Source organism: Janthinobacterium sp. P210005, from assembly GCF_036231865.1.
Lineage (GTDB): Bacteria > Pseudomonadota > Gammaproteobacteria > Burkholderiales > Burkholderiaceae_D > Janthinobacterium > Janthinobacterium kumbetense.
This window is the reverse complement of record NZ_JAZARC010000004.1, coordinates 264353-285588: the sequence shown is the minus strand read 5'-3', so window position 1 is coordinate 285588 and position 21236 is coordinate 264353. Positions and strand designations below refer to the sequence as shown.

The window sequence follows — 21236 nt, the reverse complement described above, 5'->3', positions numbered from 1 at the left end:
TTGCCGTCTACCCAGAACAATTACAGGACATATCATGGTCGCATTAGTTATTGCTGAACACGACAACGCTACCTTAAAGGGCAGCACCCACCACACCGTGACCGCGGCTGCCCAATGCGGCGGCGACGTGCACGTGCTCGTCGCAGGCTCGAACGCATCGGCCGCCGCCGCTGCCGCCGCGCAAATCGCCGGCGTGACGAAAGTCATCGTCGCCGACGCGCCATACTTCGCCGACGGCCTGGCCGAAAACGTGGCCGAGCAAGTGCTGGCCATCGCCGGCAACTACAGCCACATCCTGGCGCCAGCCACCGCCTACGGCAAGAACATCCTGCCGCGCGTGGCCGCTAAGCTGGACGTGGCGCAAATCTCGGAAATCACCAAGGTCGATTCGCCGGACACCTTCGAGCGCCCGATCTACGCCGGTAACGCCATTGCCACCGTGCAGTCTGGCGACAAGGTCAAGGTCATCACCGTGCGCACCACCGGTTTCGACGCCGCTGCCGCCACCGGCGGTTCGGCTGCCACGGAAACCGTCGCCGCCGTCGCCGACGCGGGCAAGTCCGCCTTCGTGGGCCGCGAACTGGCCAAGTCCGACCGTCCTGAACTGACCGCCGCGAAAATCATCGTGTCGGGCGGCCGTGGCATGGGTTCGGCGGAAAACTTCCACATCCTGGAACCGCTGGCCGACAAGCTGGGCGCCGCCATGGGTGCTTCGCGCGCCGCCGTCGACGCCGGCTTCGTGCCGAACGACTGGCAAGTGGGCCAGACGGGCAAGATCGTCGCGCCATCACTGTACATCGCCGTCGGTATCTCGGGCGCGATCCAGCATCTGGCCGGCATGAAAGATTCGAAGACCATCGTCGCCATCAACAAGGATCCGGAAGCGCCGATCTTTGCCGTGGCCGACTACGGCATCGTGGGCGATCTGTTCGAGATCGTGCCGCAACTGGTCAAAGAACTGGGTTAAGTCACACCCCTTCCGGTTTTGTTACTGACAAAGCCACGCCGGCCCGCCCCACACGGCGAGCCGCGCGTGGCTTTTTTCTTGGAGAAAAGAAGATGAGCTATCAAGCCCCGCTGAAAGACATGTTGTTCGTGATGAACGAACTGGCCGGCCTGGCCGAAATCCACACCTTACCCGGCTGCGAAGACGCCACGCCCGACACGGCGGAAGCCGTGCTGGAAGAGAACGCCAAGTTCTGCGGCGGCGTGGTGGCCCCCTTGAACGGCACCAGCGACAAGGAACCGAGCTTCTGGCACGACGGGCAGGTCACGACGTCGAAAGGTTTCAAGGACGCGTTCAAGGCGTATGGCGAAGCGGGCTGGCAGGGCGTGCAGCACCCGACGGAGTTCGGCGGCCAGGGCTTGCCCAAGCTGCTGGCCACGCCCTGCATCGAAATGCTCAACTCGGCCAGCATCTCGTTCGCCCTGGTGGCCCTGCTGTCGGACGGCGCCATCGAAGCGCTGCTGACGGCCGGCAGCGATGAGCAAAAGGCGGTGTATCTGGAAAACTTGGTGTCGGGCAAGTGGACGGGCACCATGAACCTGACGGAGCCGCAAGCGGGATCCGACCTGGCCGCCGTGCGCACGCGCGCCGTGCCGCAGGACGATGGCACGTATAAAGTCTTCGGCACGAAGATTTTCATCACGTACGGCGAACACGACATGGCGGAAAACATCGTCCACCTGGTGCTGGCCCGCACGCCGGACGCGCCCGCCGGCGTGAAAGGCATCTCCCTGTTCATCGTGCCGAAATTCCTCGTCAATCTTGACGGCAGCCTGGGCGCGCGCAACGACGCCCATTGCGTGTCCATCGAGCACAAGCTGGGCATCAAGGCCAGCCCGACGGCTGTATTGCAGTTCGGCGACCACGGCGGCGCCATCGGCACCTTGGTGGGCGAGGAAAACCGCGGCCTCGAATACATGTTCATCATGATGAATGCGGCCCGCTTCGGCGTGGGCTTGCAAGGCATCGGCCTGGCCGAGCGCGCCTATCAGCAAGCCGTGGCGTTCGCCAAGGACCGCGTGCAGTCGCGCGACCTGGCCGGCTCGCCGGGCCCCGTCTCCATCATCCACCACCCGGACGTGCGCCGCATGCTGATGTCGATGCGCTCGCAAACGGAGGCGGCGCGCGCGCTGGCCTACGTGGGCGCGGCCATCAGCGACGTGGCGCACCACCATCCGGACGCGGACGTGCGCGCGGAAAGCCTGGCGACGTATGAATACCTGGTGCCCGTCATCAAGGGTTGGGCCACGGAAATGTCGCAAGACGTCACGCGCGACGGCGTGCAAGTGCATGGCGGCATGGGTTTCATCGAAGAAACAGGCGCCGCCCAGCATTACCGCGACGCCAAGATTCTCACCATTTACGAAGGCACGACGGCCATCCAGGCGAACGACCTCGTGGGCCGCAAGACGGTGCGCGACGGCGGCGCCGTGGCGAAAGCCATCATCGCCCAGGTGCGCGCCACGGAAGCCCAGCTGGGCGAACTGTCCGGCGCCGACTTCCAGGCCATGCAGCGCCACCTGGCCGAAGGCAGCGCGGCCCTCGAAGCGGTAGTCGAGTATGTGGTGGCGAACATGAAGACGGACATCAAGGCCGTGTTCGCGGGCAGCGTGCCGTATTTGAAACTGGCCGGCATCGTGCTGGGCGGCTGGCAAATGGCCCGTGCGGCCGTGGTGGCGCAGCAAAAGCTGGGAGAGGGCAGCGGCGACGCTTCGTTCTACAAGGCGAAGATCGCCACGGCGCGCTTCTTTGCCGACCACATCCTGTCACAGGCGCCAGGCTTGCGCGCCACTATCATCGATGGCAGCGCCGGCGTGATGGCCTTGTCGGAAGAGCAGTTTTAAGTTGAAACTTGGCCGGCGCAAGCTGGCCTAATGCAAAAAAGCGCTGGAGATCACTCTCCAGCGCTTTTTTTTTTACTCTTTCAAAAGCTTATCTTCTGGCAATGCCGTTGCCGGAATTGCGCACCAGGTCGCCAGCGGCCAGGCCAGGGTCCTGGTCAAACGCGAAGTCAGCCTTGGCGCCCGTTTCGTACTGCACGGTAACGGTCCACACCTTGCTGTTTTTCATGTGGCCTTCGACTTGCTTGCCGGCAAAAGCGCCGCCGGCGGCGCCGGCCAGGGTGGCCAGGTCCTTGCCGCGTCCGCCGCCGACCTGACGGCCCAGCAGGGCGCCGGCCACGCCGCCGCCGATCATGCCCAGCGCGCCGCCTTCGCCCGCTTTTTCAGCGACGTTGACTGCCAGCACCTTGCCGCACTCGGCGCAGATCTGTTGCTGGGCTGGTTTGCTGTTCTGGCCCGCATACGAATTGCCCGCCTTTTGCGCGGCCTTGGCGTTGATGATGGCCTGGTCGTATTCGCCCTTGGCGTCGCGCAGGCATTGCATGCGGGCTTTCGAGCTGGTTTCTTCTGCGCACAGTTTCTTGTCGTCCGCATAGCGCGTGTTGGCTTGCTTGGTGTCGTACGCGTATTGCGCTTTCGGCGACAGGTTTTGCGCGAAGGCGGAGGTGCTGAACAGGGCCGTGACGGCGACTGCAAGGACGAGTGGGCGACGAATCATGATCTTCTCCTAGGGGGTGTTGAATGTGCCAGTAATGTCGGCATTGTGAATGCAGTATAGAGGAAAATCATGATTGCTTACCAACACTTACATGTGCGTGCGGCAGGCGCGATCCGATGCTATTTCCGGGTGGAAATTAACCGTAGGCGCCGCCTGTGTACAGCAAGTCGAACAGGCGCGCCATGGTGGCGATCAGCACGCCCGCGCCTAGCATCAAGGTAGCGACCAGCACCACGGCCAGGGGCCAGCCCGTGTCCGACTGGCGGCTGGAGGCGGCGTTGTAGCGCGCGTCCCACTTGTCGTCCGGCATCAGGCCCAGCACCAGCGCTTCCAGGAAGCCGCCCAGGGCGGACAGGGTCAGCGGCAATATCTGGTAAAACCAGTCCGCTTCGGGAAACAGCTGGCGCAGCAGCAGCGAGGCGGGCAGGGCGGCCAGGTGTAGCCAGCCCCAGCGGTCCTTGGCGCCGTGCAGGTAGAAGCGGTGGGCGCCCAGCATGCCCAGCAGGAAGGCCAGCAGTGTCGTGAAGGCCTTGTTCTTGTGCGACTGTTGCAAAATGGTAGCGGTGGTCATGGGACTCCAGAGTTGCTCATCGGTAAAGATTGCCAGTATCGGTCATTGCTTGCCGCAACGATAGCACTTTCAGGCGGCGTTCAGGCGATGCTGTCGTGCAATATCAACGCCTGGACGTGGCATGGCAGGCACGATAGACGCACGCGCCTATTGCGTCTTCGGCCATGACTGGTCATAATGTTTGATTAGCCCAAATTACACGCCCGTCATCATAACGCTTGCTGCCTGGCGGTAAAGCGCGCTATAATTTGCGGCTTTTTCCGCCTCAGCACACTTTTTGGAAATATTATGGTCGTTATTCGTTTAGCTCGTGGAGGCGCCAAGAAGCGCCCGTTCTTCAACATCGTCGCTACTGACTCGCGCAATCGCCGCGATGGTCGCTTCATTGAGCGTATCGGTTTTTACAACCCGATGGCGCAAGGTGGCGAAGTTCCACTGCGTATCACCGCAGACCGTCTGGCCTACTGGCAAGGCGTTGGCGCACAATTGTCGCCAACCGTTGCTCGCCTGGTAGCTAGCAACAACAAAGCAGCAGCTTAATTAGATCACTGGTTTGACGGTCAAGACTGCATCCGGGGTGAAAGTCCCCGATGACCTGGTACAGGTAGGCTATGTCTCCGGTGCTTATGGCATTGCTGGCGGGGTCAGGATCACTCCTTTCTCCGACGACGCGGATGCATTATTAAGCGTCAAAACCTGGTGGTTTGATAAACCGACCTTGCATGATGTTCAAGTCAGGCAAGCGAAGTTACACGGCGGCGACGTCGTGGCCCAGCTGGTGGGTGTGGTCGGGCGGGATGCCGCAGAAGCGCTGAAAGGCGTCTCTGTGCAAATTCCGCGTAGCCATTTCCCGACGCTGTCGGCCGATGAATTTTATTGGTCCGATCTGATCGGACTGACAGTCGAGAATTTGCAAGGCGAGTGCCTCGGCACAGTGCACGACATGATGAGCAATGGTCCGCAGTCGATCTTGCGCGTTACGCCCGTGGTCACTGCCGATGAGACCGTTGAAAAGGCGCCTGAGCGCCTGATCCCGTTTGTTGGCCAGTTTGTCATTAACGTTGACAAGGCTGCCAGCAAGATCACGGTCGACTGGGGCCTCGATTATTAAACCGCCTGCGCTTAACTTTGCGCCGGGCAAACTTTGCAGGATGGTGAACGATGCAATTTGATGTCGTGACCCTGTTCCCGGAAATGTTTGCCGCGCTGACGCAGTCGGGTGTGACCCGGCGCGCCTTCGAGCAGGGGAAATGTGGCTTGTCGCTGTGGAATCCCCGCGATTTCACCACCGACAATCACCGTACCGTGGATGACCGCCCGTATGGCGGCGGCCCCGGCATGGTGATGATGGCCCGTCCCCTCGAAGCGACAATTAATGCCGCGAAGCAACGTCAGACCGATCTTGGCCTGGCGGCGCCCCGCGTGGTGTTCATGTCGCCGCAAGGCCGTCCGCTGACGCACGAGCGCGTCACGCAGTTGAAAGCCGAACCCGGTTTGGTGATCCTGTGCGGCCGCTATGAAGCCGTGGACCAGCGTTTGCTGGACCGTTGCGTCGACGAAGAAATCAGCGTCGGCGACTTTGTCCTGTCGGGCGGTGAGCTGCCCGCCATGGCGCTGATGGATGCGGTGATCCGCCTGTTGCCGGGTGTCTTGAACACCGAGGCATCGGCCATCGAGGACAGCTTCGTCAATGGCTTGCTCGATTCGCCGCACTACACGCGGCCGGAAAGCTATGAAGGCATGGCCGTGCCGCCCGTCTTGATGGGGGGCAATCATGCCGAGATCGTCAAGTGGCGCCGCCAGCGCATGCTGGAAGCGACCGCGACAAAGCGGCCTGACCTGCTGGTCAGTGCGCGCGCCGCCGGCTTGCTCAGCAAGACCGACGAAAAATTCCTGGCCAGCCTGTAAGCCGTTCTCGGACGGCCAGCAGGGTGGCTTTGCAGTGCCGGGCATGTTGCCCAAATTGGTAATACCCATCCTCTACCGGGCGGATAGCACGCTATCCACAGTGCGCCGGCATGATGGTTTTCGGAGTTATAAAAATGGACTTGATTCAACAATTAGAGCAAGAAGAGATCGCCCGTCTGGGTAAATCGATTCCTGACTTCGCACCAGGCGATACCGTTATCGTCAGCGTCAACGTAGTCGAAGGTACGCGCAAGCGCGCCCAGGCTTACGAAGGCGTCGTTATCTCCCGTCGTAACCGTGGCCTGAACTCGAACTTCATCGTTCGCAAGATCTCGTCCGGCGAAGGCGTTGAGCGTACGTTCCAACTGTACTCGCCGCTGATCGCTTCGATCGAAGTGAAACGCCGTGGTGATGTTCGCCGCGCCAAGCTGTACTATCTGCGTGAGCGTTCGGGTAAATCGGCGCGTATCAAAGAAAAATTGCCAAATCGCCGCGTTGTGGCGAAAGCAAGCGCGTAATATCAGCGTCTGCGTTGGGAAAAGGGGTGCCTCTCGGCGCCCCTTTTTTATTCTGAATTGCTATTGAGGCAAGCTGCCATGGCCACCATCGCATTTGATCCCAAACAACTCGCCATCGATTCGATCGCCGGCGAGGCGGCGCTGGACGCCGAACGCCTGACGCCGGACTGGCTGCGCCGGCGCCTGGCCGAACAGCCAGACTGGCAGCCCGAGATTACCCAGGATTTCCTGTCCGCCCGCGCCGTGCCCGTGCGCGCCGCCGTGCTCATTCCGCTGGTGCAACGGCCACAGGGCTTGACCATCTTGCTGACCATGCGCACGGACCACCTGAGCAGCCATGCGGGCCAGGTCAGCTTTCCCGGCGGGCGCAGCGAACCGTTCGACGGTTCGCCCGTGGCCACGGCCCTGCGCGAAACGGAAGAAGAAGTGGGCCTGGCGCGCGAACACATTGAAGTGCTGGGCTGCCTGCCCGACTACCTGACGGGCACCGGTTACCAGGTCACGCCCGTGGTGGGCCTGGTGACGCCGCCGTTCGAGCTGCGCGCCGACCCGTCGGAAGTGGCGGAAATCTTCGAAGTGCCGCTGGCCTTCCTCATGGATGGCCTCAACCACCAGCGCCTGTCCGTGGAATTGCCCGGCGGACGGCGCTCGTTCTACGCCATGCCCTACGAGCGCTTCTACATCTGGGGCGCCACCGCCGGCATGCTGCGCAATCTGTTTCACCTCTTGCGCGCGTAAAATGGCACCCCGCACGTAATAAGTTTGATTCCAGCACTGCACTGCGCTATCGTAGCGGGCATTGCGGTATTGCTGAAAAAGACAAAAAGGACCATTGATGACATTTCTCTCCATACTTTGCGCATTGCTGATCGAGCAGCTCAAACCTTTGCGCGCGGACAATCCGATCTACGCCGAAATCAAGAGCCTGGCAATGCGCATGGAGACCTGGTTCAATGCCGGCCACGCCAACCACGGCCGCATGGGCTGGTTCCTCATGATCGGCGTGCTGATGGTGCCGACGGCCGGCGTGTACTGGCTCTTGCGGCATTACCAGCTGACCCCCCTGGCCTTCGTCTGGAATGTCCTCATCGTCTACCTGACATTGGGTTTTCGCCATTACAGCCATTACTTCACGTCGATCCAGCTGGCCCTGAGCGCCGGCGACGAGGCGTCCGCGCGGACCTTGCTGGCCGAGTGGACCAAGCTCGACACGGTAGGCATGGAAGCGAGCGAAATCGCCCGCATCGCCGTGGAAAAAGCCCTGATCACCACGCATCGCAATGTGTTTGGCGTGTTCTTCTGGTTCCTCATGCCGCTGGGCCCTGCCTGCGCCGTGATGTACCGCGTGGCCGAATACCTGGCGCGCGCCTGGAACGAGCCCGAGCACATGCGCAATGAAGCGTTCGGCCAGTTCGCCGCGCGCGCCTTTTACCTGATCGACTGGATTCCCGTGCGCCTGACGGCCGTGGCGTTTGCCGTGGTCGGCAATTTCGAGGATGCCATCTACGCCTGGCGCAATTTCGCCCAGCGCTGGCAGGACGAGGCCATCGGCATCATCCTGACGGCCGGCGGCGGCGCCATGGGCGTGCGCCTGGGCACGCCGGCGGAAACGGCGGCCCGCGTGGTCGTCACGCCCGACATGGCCGTCGATGACAGCGACAGCGAAAGCGATATCCTGCCGGGCGAAGAGCCGGGCGCACGCGCATTGCAGAGCACGGTGGGCCTCGTCTGGCGCGCCTTGCTGTTGTGGATGCTGCTGCTGTTGTTGATGTCGGGCGCCGTTTTCCTCGGCTGACGCGGGCGCACACGCGCCATCCATGCGCCTGGCGCGTGGAACAAGGTTAAAATAGGGGCTGGCGCGTTACGCGTGCCGGCCCCTGTTTGCATCGTCAGGGCAGATCGAGGTAGAACCCAAGTCTTCTATAAGATATAATACTGGCTTACCGCAGCAAACGTAGTTGAATTACCAGCCCGGCTTACCCGCCGGGGCCATTCACGCAATCCAGTCCCGACAAGCCACATGGCCGAGTTATCTCAAAAAACAGGGGAACTCTCAGACGAGTTCTTCATCCTTGGTCTCACCAGCAATGGCAAGCAATTCCGACCCAGCGATTGGGCCGAGCGCCTTTGCGGAGTGATGTCCTGTTTCAATCCCGAAGGCGGCGGGCGCAATGCGCACCTCCAGTATTCGCCCTACGTGCGCCCGACCGTCGTCAATGGCGTCAAGTCGGTGGTCGTCAACACGAAGTTGCGCGAGATCGAGCCGATGGCGTTTCACTTCGTGCGCGAATTTGCCAAGGATAACGACCTGCAAATCGTCGAAGCCTGCTTCCTGCCGCCCCCCGAAGAAAAGTAAGTACCGCTCCATTGATTTGCCTCAAGCCCGCCACGGTGGGCTGGCGTAGCGTGGACACTCTGCCTCAAACGGAGTGGCGACATGCGCATCGGCGACATCTGTACCCTGCACACCATCCATTGCCAGCGTGACACCAGCGTGCAAGACGCGGCGCTGCTGATGCGCCAGCACCACGTGGGCGACCTGATCGTGGCCGAACAGCCGAACGGCGAGCGCGTTCCCATCGGCATCCTCACCGACCGCGACATCGTCATTTCCGTCATCGCCCTGGGCCTCGACCCCGCCAGCCTGCTGGTGGGCGACATCATGAGCGCGCAACTGCTCACGGCCAGCGAAGACGAAGACGTCTACGACATCATCGAACGCATGCGCGTCAACGGCATCCGCCGCCTGCCCGTGGTCAACAGCCTGGGCGCGCTTTCCGGCGTCGTCAGCATCGACGACCTGCTCGCCTTCCTGGCCCAGGAAATGGCCGAGCTGGCGCGCATCAGCAGCGGCCAGCTGGTTTACGAAAAGCGCACCAGAAAGTAAGCCCGCATTGCGCAATTTCAGTCAAATCCTCGTGACCTGAAAATGCTACAGTCGCAGCTCGTTCAACGGGAAGCGTCCATGCACTATCTGGCCAAGGCACTCTGGTATATCGAATCGCATTATGCGGAGAATATCTCGCTCGGCGACATCGCCCACGTGGGCGGCGCCTCGCCGTGTCACCTGACGCGCGCGTTTGGCCTGGCCACGGGCCACTCCGTGATGCGCTATGTGCGGGCGCGCCGGCTCAGCGAGGCGGCGCGCGCGCTGGCGCAGGGCGCGCAAGACATCCTCGCCGTCGCCCTGCAGGCTGGCTACAGTTCCCACGAGGCATTTACGCGGGCCTTCCGCGAGCAGTTCCAGCGCACGCCGGAAATGGTGCGGGCCCAGCGCCATGTCGCCAACCTCGCGCTGGTGGAGGCCATCAAACTGGATGTGGCGCCTGGCGTGGCGCTGGAAGCACCCCGTTTCGAGCAGGGCCCCGCCTTGCTGGTGGCGGGCCTCGTCGAACGTTATCGCGCAGAAACGGTTGCCGGCATCCCCGCCCTGTGGCAGCGTTTCCTGCCCCATGCGGCGCCCGGCCAGCTCGTGTATGGCGTGTGCTGCAACAATGACGATGCGGGCAATTTCGATTACCTGTGCGCCATGCCCGTGAACGACTTTTCCCAGGCCCCCGACGGCTGGACGCGGCTGCGCATCGCCCCGCGGCGCTATGCCGTGTTTCATCACCGCGGTCACATTTCCACCATCCGCGCCACCTGGCACACGGTGTGGAACGAATGGTTGCCCCGATCCGGCCTGGAAGTGGCCGACGCGCCCGATTTTGAACGCTACGACCAGCATTTCGATCCCGCCAGCGGCAGCGGCGGCGTGGAAATCTGGCTTCCCTTGAAAGCATGACCATGTTCCCGACCTTGACTACGCCGGCTGCCGGCGGCACCGCGCTGCGCCAGCGCCTGTTGCAAACGGCCGCCGCGCTGGCGGCGGGCCTGCCCCTGTACTGGGTGCTGGGGCCGCAGCCGCTGGGCTGGTTGGCCTGGTGCGCGCCGCTGCCCGTACTGTGGCTGGCCCTGCGCTCGTCGCGCCGCGATGCGGCCTGGATGACGTTTTTGGCCGCTCTGCTGGGCCTGTCATCGAACGTTGCCTATTTTCGCCTGCTCATGCCCTTGCCGGCCGTGCTGGCCGTGATGTTCGTCAAGGCACTGCTGTGGCTGCTGGTGGTGCTGGCCACGCGGCGTCTCGTGCTGCGCTACCGTTCCGGCTGGACGGTGCTGGCGTATCCCGTGCTGTGGGTGGCCATCGATACGGCGATGGCGGCCTTGCTGCCCGATGGTAACTGGGGCAGCCTCGCGTATTCGCAAGCGGATAACCTTGCCGTGCTGCAGGTGGCGGCCCTGGCGGGCGTGCCTGGCCTGTTGTTCTTGCTGTGCCTGGCGCCATCCGCGCTGGCCTTGCTGCTGGCGGGCGGCCGCGCATATGCGCCAGCGGCGGGCGCGGCCGCGCTGCTTCTGGCGGCCGCGTTCGCTGGCGGCGCCTGGCGCGTGCAGGGAAACTCTGGCGCGCCGGCGCCTGGCGGGCCGCTGGCGGGACTGGTGGCCATCGATGACTTTATCGGTCCGGCCACGCCGCCGGCGCGCGCGCAAGCCGTCTGGGACCAGTACGCGCGCCATGTCGGGCAACTGGCCGGGCAGGGCGCCACGCTGGTGCTGTTGCCGGAAAAGATAGCCGTGCTGGCCCCTGCGCAGGCGGACGCCGTGCGGCAACGTTTCCAGGCGCTGGCGCGCAGCACGGGCGCGTGGATTATCCTGGGTATCGGCGTGCAGGACGCTGCCGGCCGGCGCAACCTGGCCTGGCTGTTCGCGCCCGATGGCGCCGCGCCTGTCAGCTATCAAAAACATCATCTGGCGCCGCCCGAGCGCGAGTTTCTTGCTGGCAGCGCGTATGCCGTGCAGCCGGTGGCGGGGCAGGCCATGGGGCTGGCCATTTGCAAGGACATGCATTTTGCGCCCCTGGGGCGGGCATACGGTGTGGCCGGCGCGCAAACGATGCTGGTGCCGGCCTGGGATTTCCAGGTCGATGCCTGGATGGGGGCGCGCATGACCGCGGTGCGCGGCGTGGAAAACGGTTATGCGGTGCTGCGCGCGGCGCGCGAGGGCGTGCTGACGGTCAGCGATGCGTATGGGAACGTGCTGGCGGAGCGGGCCAGCAGCGCCATGCCGGGCAGCACCTTGCTGGCGCCGCTGCCGGCAGCGCGGCCCGTGGCCACCTGGTCCAGTTGGCTGGGGCCGCTGTTCGGCTGGCTGTGCGTGGCGCTGGGCGTGATCCTGCTGGGCGCGGGCCGTCGCGCCGCGCCCGCCGTTTGACGCATAACGCCGCGTTTTGTTGCAATGCGCAAAACCGTATTGCACGGTCTTCTTTTATATTCTGCGCGGGCGGCCACATAATCGCCGCCGATAATTGCACCATTGCCGTGCATATTATAGGCGCGATGCCGGCATATATATTGCACTGCAATAAGTGGTGTTATCTGGTATTGAGAAATTCGCGCATCCGGTATTAATTGGTACTTAATTCGGCCACGAAGTCATACATATCGCCGCGGAAGTAGGAGCGGCAAAATTCCACGGCGCGGCCATCGCGCAAAAAGCCCAGCCTTTCCACCGACAAGCCCGCGTCGCCTTCCTCCGCCTGCAGCAGGCTGGCCTGCTCCCCCGTCAATAAAAGCGCGCTGAGGCGCTGCAAGGCGCGCACGGGCCGGTTGCCCGCCTGTTCCAGCGCGTCATACATGGACACGTCGACGGCGTCGAGCGCCGGCAGGCAACTGGCGACGATGGTCGCGTACTCCAGGCACATCGGCACCTCGTCCGCATAGCGGATGCGGTGGAAGCGGTACACGGGCGCGCCCGGCGACAGCCGCAGGCGCAAGGCTTCTTCCGGCGTGACGGTGCCTTCTGCGCGCTTGAGCCACACGCTGCGGGGCGTGCGTCCGCGCGCGCGCATGTCCTCGGAAAACGAGGTCAGCTTGGCGAAGTTTTTCTCGATGCGCGTATTGATGAAATTGCCCGAGCCGGGGCGCCGCACCAGCAAGCCTTCGTTGACGAGGCCATCGATGGCCTTGCGCACGGTGATGCGCGAAACGGACAGGTCGCTGGCCAGCTGGCGTTCGGCCGGCAAGGCTTCCTCGGGGCCGAGGATGCGCTTGTCGATCGCTTCGCGCAGCGCGCGCTGCAGTTGCTGGTACAGGGGCAGGCTACTCGTCTGCCCCAGGCCTTGCATGATGTGAGCGAGGGTTGTCATACGCTGAGGGTCTCCGTTACGGCGCGTTGCAGACGCGCTCTGTATCTGTTTTGTGTCGCTGGATAATACCAAAAAAGGCCGTTATAAAACCAATTTGAATTATCAGGCCAACAATTTATGCCTGGCTTCCCCCGTATTTAAGCCGCGCATACGGGCTACGGATTGATTTAGATAAAGTGGTCTGTGTGATTCAAACAACGTTATAAAAAAAAAGTTGCAACTGGTAGTGTTCTGGTATTGGATAGTAGTATATTGGCGTTGAATTGGTTTTGTAAGTGGTTGTGCCGAAGGGTCTGCAGCATGCCGGCGTGAGTGGGCGGGCTGGAAAGAAGACCTACGTTAAAAATGAAAAGGTTCCAATCCTGGAGCCTAAATCAAGGGGGAGTACATGAAACGCAATTTGACACCTGCAGCTGCCGTCGTGAAATCCGGATCGCGTAGCCGTACGCCGATCGCCGCGGCCGTTGCCGTGATGGTCGCTGGTCTGGCTTTTTCGGCGCAGGCGCAAGAAGCACCCGCCGACGACGTGACGACCGTCACCGTGACCGGCGTGCGTGCCTCGCTGGAAAAGTCGCTGAAGCAAAAACGCAATGCGGATTCCGTGGTGGAAGTGGTGACGGCCGAAGATATCGGCAAGATGCCTGACCGTAACGTGGCTGACGCGATCCAGCGCCTGCCAGGTGTGAATACCCAATCGTCGGCCGGTGGTGAAGGCGGCTTCGGCGAAAACGACCGCGTCAGCCTGCGCGGCACCAGCCCCAGCCTGCAGCAAACCCTGTTCAACGGCCATGCCATCAGCACGGGCGACTGGTTTGTCTTGAATCAATACGGTGGCAACGTGGGCCGCAGCAGCAGCTTCTCCTTGCTGCCGTCCGAGCTGGTGAGCTCGGTAGTGGTGAAAAAGAGCGCCACCGCTGATCTGGTGGAAGGCGGCGTGTCCGGTGCGATCGATGTGATTACGCGCCGTCCGTTGGAATTCAAGAATCAGATCACGGCCGAAGGTTCGATCCAGGCTGTCTACAACGACCTGTCCAGCAAAACAGAGCCGCAATTCTCCGGTTTGGTGAACTGGAAAAATGATACCAATACCCTGGGCGTCATGCTGCAGGGATTCTCGCAAAAGACGTCGGTACGCCGCGATGGCCAGGAAATCCTGGGCTACACCAGCATCACTGCGGATAGCGCGGCGGCCAAGGCCGATCCGTCCTTGGTCGGCGTGCGGGTGCCTACGTTTATTGGCGCGAGCTATTTCACCCAAAAGAAAACGCGTGAAGGCGGCGCGTTTGACGTCGAATTCAAGCCCAACAAAGACTTGACCCTGGACTTTAACGGCTTCTACTCCCAGTTGAAGGCGCCTAACCAGAATACCAATTTCCTGGCAGCGCCCGGCAATTCGGTCCGTGCGGATCGTTCGAACCTTGTTCCGACGAATTACACCGTCAAGAACGGTACCTTGGTCGGCGCTACGTTCGCCTCCAATGCTGGGGAAGTAGACAATGCCTACCGTCCCGATGCCGGCGGCGAGACGTACTATCTCGATTTCAATTTCAAGTACCGCGCGAGCAAGGACCTGACCTTTACCGGGAAGCTGGGCAAGACCCACGGCGTGGGTTACGACCGCGACGATGTTTATTATCAAAACAATGTCAATGGCGGCATGGCGTATGCACTCAACGGCATGAACCCGGCGACCGTTTCCTATCCAGGTGGTAATACTTCCTCGCCACAGGGAACCGGCTGGATCGGCGGCGGCGAATCGCAATCGGTCGACAAGGAACTCTACACGCAGATCGATGGCGAATTGCGCCTGTCGAGCGGCATTTGGGATTCCATCAAGTTTGGCGCACGCTTCACTGATCATAAACGTAGCGCCGAGCACCCGTATGAAGCCGGCCCTGGCAAGTTAGGTTTTATCAATCCAGGTCCCGTCTGGAATGGCACCATGTTCCCAGGCAATTATGGTAACAATTTGGGTGGAAACGTGCCAAACAATTACTTCCTGTACGATGGCCAGGCGCTGGCCAATTGGGGTGCCGTGCCAGGCAACCGCAACGTAGACCGCGTGGTGCGCCATAACTGGAAGGATGAGTTCAAACTGCAAGAAAAAACCCAGGCCGTGTATGGCATGGCCAATGTGGCTGGCGATAACTGGAGTGGTAACTTCGGCGTGCGTGCCGTGCACACCAAGCAAACGACGACGGTCAACTCCAGCGGTGGCCCGCTCTCCACGGCATTTGGCGATTACTCGCAAAACACCTACGAGCGCAGCTACAATGACTTCCTGCCTAGCGCCAACATCAAGTTTGATGTCAACCGCGATATCGTCGTTCGCGCAGCCTTGGCAAAGACCATTGCGCGTCCCGACTATAGCGCATTGGGTGGCGCTGTTGCGCTGAATGACGATACCATCAGCGGCACCAAGGGGAATGTGAATCTCAATCCGGTGCGCTCGAATAATGCCGAAGTCAGTGCCGAGTGGTATTTCGCACCGAAATCGGCGGTGTCGGCCGGTATTTTCTACATGGATTTGAACTCGATCGTGGCACAGCGCAACGTCAATGCGACCTATTTCAACACCAAGGTCGGCGCTAACAACCTGTATCAAATTACCGAGTCTTTCAATACCAAGGGCAAGAACAAGGGTGTCGAGTTGAGCTACCAGCAACCGGTGCTGGGTGATTTCGGCGTCCTGGCCAATTACACCTATGCCGATGGCAAGTTGAACGATGGCAGTGAACTGCTGAATGCATCAAAAAATACCTATAACCTGACCGCTTTCTATGAAGCACATGGTTTTAGCGCGCGCCTGGCCTATAACTATCGCTCGGCTTACAAGGCCGGCGTGGACCGTGGCGCCAGCCAGCACGTCGACGACAGCAGCTCTTTGGCCGGTTCGCTCAACTACAAGATCAACGAACACTTCACGATCACGTTCGATGCGCTTAACCTGACCAATGAAACCATCAAGATGTACGCCGAAAACAAGGAACAGCCACGCGCTTTCTATAGCAATGGCCGTACTTTCTACCTGGGCTTGCGCGGCAAGCTGTAAGCAAGACGATCAGGCCTGATGCGTCCGCGTCAGGCCAGGTCTTCCTCGGTCTTTCAAGCAAGTTCCTGCTTCAGGGGCTTGCTTTTTTTTTGCGCTCACCGGCTGGGCGGCTTCTGGCTTGTTCATGCCTGGGCTGTCCCCGCCGGTTGCCAGCATGACTTGCGCTGCCAAGCTTGTATCCTGCGGCGCAAGGTTTTTTGCCGCCTCCTTGCCGCAAGCAGGAAGGCGGTTTTTCTCATTTGGATTTGTTTGATCATGACTATTGCACCTCAACGCTACCTCGCTCTCGATGTCTTGCGCGGCCTGACCGTGGCCCTGATGATCGTCGTCAATACACCCGGCGACTGGGACAGCGTGTACGCCCCGTTCCTGCATGCCGAATGGCATGGTTTTACTCTGACGGACCTGGTCTTTCCCAGCTTTTTGTTTGTCGTCGGCAATGCCTTGGCCTTTGCGTTGGGCAAGTATGAAAACCTGGGCCATGGCGCTGTGCTGGCCAAGCTGTGCAAGCGCAGCGCGCTGATCTTTTTACTGGGCTTCCTGCTGTACTGGTTCCCTTTCTTCAAGATCGACGACGCGGGCCAGTTCGCCTGGTCGCCCCTGTCGCACACGCGCATCCCCGGCGTGCTGCAGCGCATCGCCGTATGCTACCTGGCCGCCGCGCTGATCCTGCATTACTGGAAGACGCGGGGCGCGCTGGCCTTCAGCGCCTGCGCCTTGCTCGGCTACTGGGCCATCCTGGCATGCTTTGGCGACTACAGCTTGCACGGCAATGCGCCGGCCAAGCTGGACCTGATCCTGCTGGGCGACAGCCACCTGTACCACGGCGAAGGCATCGCCTTCGATCCGGAAAGCGTCCTCGGCACCTTGCCGGCTATCGTCAATGTGATCGCCGGCTACCTGGCGGGCAGTTTCTTGCGCCAGGCTGCGCCGGCGCGGCTGCGCTCCAGCTTGTATCAGCTGGCCGTGGCCGGCGCCATTTGCGTGGCGGTGGCTTTGTGCTGGAATGAAGTGTTTCCGATTAACAAGAAGCTGTGGAGCAGCTCTTACGTGATGCTGGGCATCGGCCTGGACTTGCTGCTGCTGGCGCTGCTGATGTTCATCATTGACGTGCGTCAAATGACGGGCTGGACCTACTTCTTTGAAGTCTTCGGCAAGAACACCCTGTTCATCTACCTGGTGTCGGAAGTGCTGGTGATTGTCGCGTTTACCGTGCGCATCGGTGGCGTCAACCTGTACCAGTGGCTGTACCAGCAGTGGTTTACGGGCTGGGCGCCGGCGCGCGTGGGATCCATGCTGTTTGCCGTCAGCTTCATGTTGCTGTGCTGGCTGATCGCCTACGCGATGGACAAGCGCAAGATCTATATCAAGGTCTGAAACTTGACGTCAGCCCATGCCGTGTGGCTTGGGCGGCGATACCCATTCTTGGGTGGATGGTCGAAAAAAAAGCAGCCCCGGCCTGAGCCGGGAACTGCCTTGCGTCTGCTTGAGGGCGCAGGAATTACTGTGCCGCTGCTGCCGGTGCCGCCGCCGCTGCCGTGGCAGGACGGTTCAGCCACAGGATCCAGTAGCGGGCCAGGTCGCCCACGCCGTCGCCGCCCTTGACCGTTTCCAGGACCTTGATGGCGTCGTCTTTCTTGCCGGCCATGGCGTAGGAATAGCCAAGGCGCAGCTTGGCGTCTTCAGCACGTTTCAGGCCGCCCTTGGCGATGCCCTTCTGGATCAGGTCGATACCTTTGTCGAACTGGTCCATCGTCACGAAGGCGTAGCCCAGGTTGATCAAGCCCGTGCCATCCTTGCTCTTCATGGCCGACGCTTCGCCGCTGGCGATGTTTTTCGCATCGTCGGCGGCAGCCTTGTTGGCCTGGTCGCGCAGTTTCTTGTGCTTGGCAGCATTCGCGCCCGTGCCCAGCACGCCTTTGGCAAAGCCGGCGTCGATGACTTTTTTCGCTTCCGTCGGGAAGGCGTTTTGCAAGGCGATTTCAGCCATGTCGCTGTAGTCCTGTGGCGGCATGGTGTCGACGGCCTTGAATTGCAGGCGCAGCACGTCCAGCGCGAAGCGGTCGGAGTAACCGGCCTTGCCTTGCAGGCGGCCCAGCAGGTCGCTCCAGTAGTCATCCGACGGGTAGTAGCGCACCAGGTTTTCCATGGCGATCAGGTAGGTGGCCGGATCCTTGCTCTTCGAACCCGTGTTGGCCAGCAATTGCAGTTCTTCGATGGTCGGCGTCTTGCCCGCTTGCTGCTTGGCCGTCACGTCGGCCATCAGTTCCTGCTTGGCGCGCGCGAAATCATTGCTGAAGTAATACGCGCGGATGATGTAGGGACGCACGGAGGCTACGTCGCCCGTTGCCGTCTGGTAACGGGTAAACCATTTGATGGCGTTCGGGTAATCCTTGGCGTTGTAGTGATAGTTCGCCAGCGCTTGGATGAAGTCGCCTTCCGATTTCTTGTCCAGCTTGCCCGATTCGATCACCGCTTCCAGTGCCGTCATGGCCATAGGCGCATTGTTGGTGGTCGAGGCCAGCGCCACGCGCAGGCGGTTCAGCACGAACGTTTCATACGGCGTCAGGGCCGGCATGGCGGCAGCTTGGTCGATGCGGCTTTGCACGTCGGCGTAATTCTTGGCATCCATCGATGCCTTCACGGCGGTCGGATCGAGCAGCTTGAACACTTCAGGGCGCACCGAGTCGGCCGGAGCGGCAGCGGCAGCGGCTGGCTTGGCATCCTGCGCGTGCGACAGGGATGGCAGGACATTCAGGCCGATGGCGGCCAGGAGCAGGCTAAGACGGGCAAGACGGAATTGGGACATGGTCAATCCTTCAATCAATAACAAAAATACGCACCTGCACTGGCAGCCGCAACATCGTGCAGTGGCATTGCCAGAGGGGCAAGGAAGCTCGAAAAAACACACATTCTGCCAGTCTGCCTGCATAAGTCAAACAGAAGCGGCATGATACGAAGCGGCTATTGTCACATAAACGGCTGAGCGGGTGCGGCAAACGTGCGCGCCAGGGCTTGCCCTGCGGCATCGAACAGCAGGCAGCGCTGCGCCGGCAGATGCAGGCGCATGGCGTCGCCCGCCTGGCGCAAGCCTTCCTCGGCCGGCAGCTTGACGGCCAGCATCTCGGTCACGCCCGGCATGCTGGCGTAAACGATGGCCACGTCGCCCAGGTATTCGACATGGCTGACGGCCGCGTCGATGACGTTCTCGCCTGCAGCGTCCCCGTCCTGCAGGACGACGTGCTCGGCGCGCACGCCCAGGGTCAGCTGGTCGCCCGGCGCCACGCTCCCGCCCTGCGCTTCGACGTCGATCACGGCGCCGCCGGGCAGGCGCACGGCCACCGAACCGGGGCCGCTGGCGACGGCTGTGCAGGCGATGAAGTTCATCTTCGGCGCGCCGAGGAAGCCGGCCACGAACAGGTTGCCGGGATTGTTATACAGCGCGTGCGGACTGCCCACCTGCTCGATGCGCCCGCCGTTGAAGACGACGATGCGTTCGCCCAGGGTCATCGCCTCGACCTGGTCGTGCGTGACGTAGATCATGGTCGTTTTCAATTCCTGGTGCAGGCGCGAGATTTCCACGCGCATCTGCACGCGCAGCGAGGCGTCGAGGTTCGACAGCGGTTCGTCGAACAGGAATACCTGCGGCTTGCGCACGATGGCGCGGCCGATGGCCACGCGCTGGCGCTGGCCGCCCGACAGATCCTTCGGCTTGCGTTTCAACAGTGGCGTGATCTGCAGGATATCGGCCGCGCGCTCGACGGCGGCGCGCACCTCCGCCTTCTTGTGCCCCGCCAGCGAGAGGGCGAAGGCCATGTTTTCGAATACCGTCATGTGCGGGTACAGGGCGTAGCTCTGGAAAACCATGGCCAGACCCCGCTCGGCCGGCGCGATATCGTTGGCCAGCTTGCCGCCGATATGCAGTTCGCCGTCCGTGATGTCTTCCAGCCCCGCGATCATGCGCAGCAGGGTTGATTTACCGCAACCGGACGGCCCCACGAAGACGACGAATTCGCCGTCGCGGATATCGAGGTCGATGCCGTGGATGACCGGGTGCTTGTCGTCGTACAGCTTGACGATGTTCTTTAACGCGATATGTGCCATGAAGTGGTTCTATCCTAGCTGGCGCTGGCCGGCGCGGACGTGGCGCCCGTGTCAGTCTGGCCGGAGGCATCCTTCGGTCCGATGCGCATGAAGCGCGACAGGATCAATACGGGCACGGCCGACACCAGCACCCACAGGAAAAAAGTCTTGTAGCCGAGCGCCGTCTGGATGTCGCCGCTGATCATCTTGAACAGCACGAAGCCCAGCTGCATCACGCCGGTGGCGAACGCATAGTGGGCCGTCTGGTACTTGCCGACGGAGACCACCTGCATCATGAACAGGATCAGGCCGACGAAGCCGAAGCCATAGCCGAACATCTCCACGCTGAGCGCGGCCGTGATCAGGGTCAAATCGGTGGGCATGCTGTGGCTCAGGTAATAAAACACCAGGTTCGGCAAATTCATGGCCAGGATCAGGAAGAACATGGCGCGCTTGAGGCCCAGCCACGACGTGAAGTAGCCGCCGCCGATGCTGCCCAGCAGGAATGCGACGGTGCCGGCCGTGCCGTACACGGCGCCCACTTCCGTCGTCGACAGGCCCAGTCCACCCAGTTCGCGCGCTTCGCGCAGGAACAGCGGGCCGATGGTCTGCACTTGCGCCTCGCCGGCGCGGAACAGGATGATGAAGGCGATCATGCCCCAGATGCCAGGCTTTTTCAGGAAGTCCACCAGCACGTCCCACAGGGTGCGGCTGATGCCGGCCACGCTCTTGTCGGCCACGGCCGCATTGCGCACCTGCGGCAGCGCCCACAGGTGGTACGCGGCCAGCGACAGCATCATGGCGCCGATGATCAGGAAGATCACAGACCATGCGGGCTTGATGCCGATTTTTTTCTCCAGGTAGCCGGCCAGGATCACCAGGCCGCCCAGCGAGATGAATTTGCCCGCGTTGAAGAAGGCGCCTTGCCAGCCCGCGTAAGCCGCCTGCTGCTTGTCCGACAGGCTGGCGATATACAGGCCGTCGCAGACGATGTCGTGCGTCGACGAGGCCAGCGCGGCGACGAACAGCACGGCGATGCAGGCGGCAAACCACAGCGGCGTTTGCAGGGCCAGCGCGATCAGGCCCAGGCTCAGGCCACCGGCGAACTGGAACAGCACCACCATGGTCTTCTTGCTCGACGCCAGTTCCAGGAAGGGACTCCACAGCGATTTGAAGACCCAGGCAAAGCCGATCAGGCCCGTCCAGCGGGCGATCTGGTCGTTCGGCACGCCCATGCTCTTGAACATCAGGCCGGCCACCAGGGCCACGGCGTAGAACGGCAGGCCCTGGGCGAAGTACAGGGTCGGCACCCAGGAAATCGGGCTGCGTTTGCCAATGTTGGTGCGCTTGTCGTGCAT

At 61.8% G+C, this 21236-nt stretch carries 20 protein-coding genes; 14 read left to right on the top strand and 6 right to left on the bottom strand.

Features of this window, described 5'->3' with window-relative positions; translation table 11 throughout:
• Positions 1-34 precede the first annotated feature (34 nt).
• Together VPH40_RS17950 and VPH40_RS17945 are read left to right on the top strand one after the other, a co-directional pair.
• Complete coding sequence (locus VPH40_RS17950) at positions 35-967, top strand: electron transfer flavoprotein subunit alpha/FixB family protein (RefSeq protein ID WP_077400542.1); 933 nt, start codon at positions 35-37, stop codon at positions 965-967.
• A gap of 92 nt (positions 968-1059) precedes the next feature.
• The gene (locus VPH40_RS17945; RefSeq protein WP_328574102.1) at positions 1060-2850 is read left to right on the top strand and encodes an acyl-CoA dehydrogenase; all 1791 of its coding nucleotides are present in this window, start codon (positions 1060-1062) and stop codon (positions 2848-2850) included.
• A gap of 88 nt (positions 2851-2938) precedes the next feature.
• Here the strand turns inward: VPH40_RS17945 and VPH40_RS17940 are convergent, their stop codons facing one another.
• Both VPH40_RS17940 and VPH40_RS17935 read right to left on the bottom strand, forming a co-directional pair.
• Positions 2939-3565 carry a glycine zipper 2TM domain-containing protein gene (locus tag VPH40_RS17940; RefSeq protein ID WP_328574101.1) on the bottom strand — a complete coding sequence of 209 codons (627 nt, stop codon included), beginning with the start codon at positions 3563-3565 and terminating at the stop codon, positions 2939-2941.
• Positions 3566-3701: 136 nt separating this feature from the next.
• On the bottom strand, positions 3702-4136 hold the full coding sequence (locus VPH40_RS17935) for an NINE protein (protein ID WP_305056856.1): 435 nt from the start codon (positions 4134-4136) through the stop codon (positions 3702-3704).
• Positions 4137-4424: 288 nt separating this feature from the next.
• Between VPH40_RS17935 and rpsP the strand changes: the two genes are divergently transcribed.
• The 10 genes from rpsP to VPH40_RS17885 all read left to right on the top strand — a co-directional run bounded on the left by rpsP (position 4425) and on the right by VPH40_RS17885 (position 11809).
• Positions 4425-4676: a 30S ribosomal protein S16 gene (rpsP, locus tag VPH40_RS17930; protein ID WP_010395524.1), complete on the top strand. Its 252-nt coding sequence runs from the start codon at positions 4425-4427 to the stop codon at positions 4674-4676.
• Positions 4677-4689: 13 nt separating this feature from the next.
• The gene (gene rimM / locus VPH40_RS17925) at positions 4690-5247 is read left to right on the top strand and encodes a ribosome maturation factor RimM (RefSeq protein ID WP_328574100.1); all 558 of its coding nucleotides are present in this window, start codon (positions 4690-4692) and stop codon (positions 5245-5247) included.
• A 50-nt stretch (positions 5248-5297) separates the two neighbouring features.
• Positions 5298-6044, top strand: a complete 747-nt coding sequence (trmD, locus tag VPH40_RS17920) for a tRNA (guanosine(37)-N1)-methyltransferase TrmD (protein ID WP_099665211.1) — start codon at positions 5298-5300, stop codon at positions 6042-6044.
• Positions 6045-6178: 134 nt separating this feature from the next.
• The gene (rplS, locus tag VPH40_RS17915; RefSeq protein WP_035825414.1) at positions 6179-6562 is read left to right on the top strand and encodes a 50S ribosomal protein L19; all 384 of its coding nucleotides are present in this window, start codon (positions 6179-6181) and stop codon (positions 6560-6562) included.
• Between the two features lie 78 nt (positions 6563-6640).
• Positions 6641-7300, top strand: coding sequence for a CoA pyrophosphatase (locus VPH40_RS17910; protein ID WP_328574099.1), 660 nt, complete (start codon positions 6641-6643; stop codon positions 7298-7300).
• Between the two features lie 97 nt (positions 7301-7397).
• Positions 7398-8357, top strand: coding sequence for a CobD/CbiB family protein (locus VPH40_RS17905; protein ID WP_099665209.1), 960 nt, complete (start codon positions 7398-7400; stop codon positions 8355-8357).
• Positions 8358-8582: 225 nt separating this feature from the next.
• Positions 8583-8918: a DUF3579 domain-containing protein gene (locus VPH40_RS17900; RefSeq protein ID WP_029496213.1), complete on the top strand. Its 336-nt coding sequence runs from the start codon at positions 8583-8585 to the stop codon at positions 8916-8918.
• 81 nt (positions 8919-8999) lie between these two features.
• Complete coding sequence (locus VPH40_RS17895) at positions 9000-9449, top strand: CBS domain-containing protein (RefSeq protein ID WP_035825422.1); 450 nt, start codon at positions 9000-9002, stop codon at positions 9447-9449.
• Positions 9450-9527: 78 nt separating this feature from the next.
• Entirely contained in the window at positions 9528-10346 is an 819-nt protein-coding gene (locus tag VPH40_RS17890) for an AraC family transcriptional regulator (RefSeq protein ID WP_328574098.1), read from the top strand.
• On the top strand, positions 10343-11809 hold the full coding sequence (locus VPH40_RS17885; protein ID WP_328574097.1) for a nitrilase-related carbon-nitrogen hydrolase: 1467 nt from the start codon (positions 10343-10345) through the stop codon (positions 11807-11809). Before VPH40_RS17890 ends, VPH40_RS17885 begins: the two co-directional genes overlap by 4 nt.
• Positions 11810-12002: 193 nt before the next feature.
• Here VPH40_RS17885 and VPH40_RS17880 read toward each other — a convergent pair whose 3' ends face one another.
• Complete coding sequence (locus tag VPH40_RS17880; protein ID WP_328574096.1) at positions 12003-12743, bottom strand: GntR family transcriptional regulator; 741 nt, start codon at positions 12741-12743, stop codon at positions 12003-12005.
• Positions 12744-13131: 388 nt separating this feature from the next.
• On the opposite strand from VPH40_RS17880, the gene VPH40_RS17875 reads away from it, so the two are divergent.
• Together VPH40_RS17875 and VPH40_RS17870 are read left to right on the top strand one after the other, a co-directional pair.
• The gene (locus tag VPH40_RS17875) at positions 13132-15795 is read left to right on the top strand and encodes a TonB-dependent receptor (RefSeq protein WP_099665205.1); all 2664 of its coding nucleotides are present in this window, start codon (positions 13132-13134) and stop codon (positions 15793-15795) included.
• 255 nt (positions 15796-16050) lie between these two features.
• Positions 16051-17172, top strand: a complete 1122-nt coding sequence (locus VPH40_RS17870; protein WP_328574095.1) for an acyltransferase family protein — start codon at positions 16051-16053, stop codon at positions 17170-17172.
• 124 nt (positions 17173-17296) lie between these two features.
• On the opposite strand, the gene VPH40_RS17865 is transcribed toward VPH40_RS17870, so the two are convergent.
• The 3 genes from VPH40_RS17865 to VPH40_RS17855 all read right to left on the bottom strand — a co-directional run bounded on the left by VPH40_RS17865 (position 17297) and on the right by VPH40_RS17855 (position 21236).
• On the bottom strand, positions 17297-18604 hold the full coding sequence (locus VPH40_RS17865) for a tetratricopeptide repeat protein (RefSeq protein WP_099665204.1): 1308 nt from the start codon (positions 18602-18604) through the stop codon (positions 17297-17299).
• A 161-nt stretch (positions 18605-18765) separates the two neighbouring features.
• Complete coding sequence (locus VPH40_RS17860; RefSeq protein WP_099665203.1) at positions 18766-19899, bottom strand: ABC transporter ATP-binding protein; 1134 nt, start codon at positions 19897-19899, stop codon at positions 18766-18768.
• Between the two features lie 14 nt (positions 19900-19913).
• Positions 19914-21236 carry an MFS transporter gene (locus tag VPH40_RS17855; RefSeq protein WP_077400590.1) on the bottom strand — a complete coding sequence of 441 codons (1323 nt, stop codon included), beginning with the start codon at positions 21234-21236 and terminating at the stop codon, positions 19914-19916.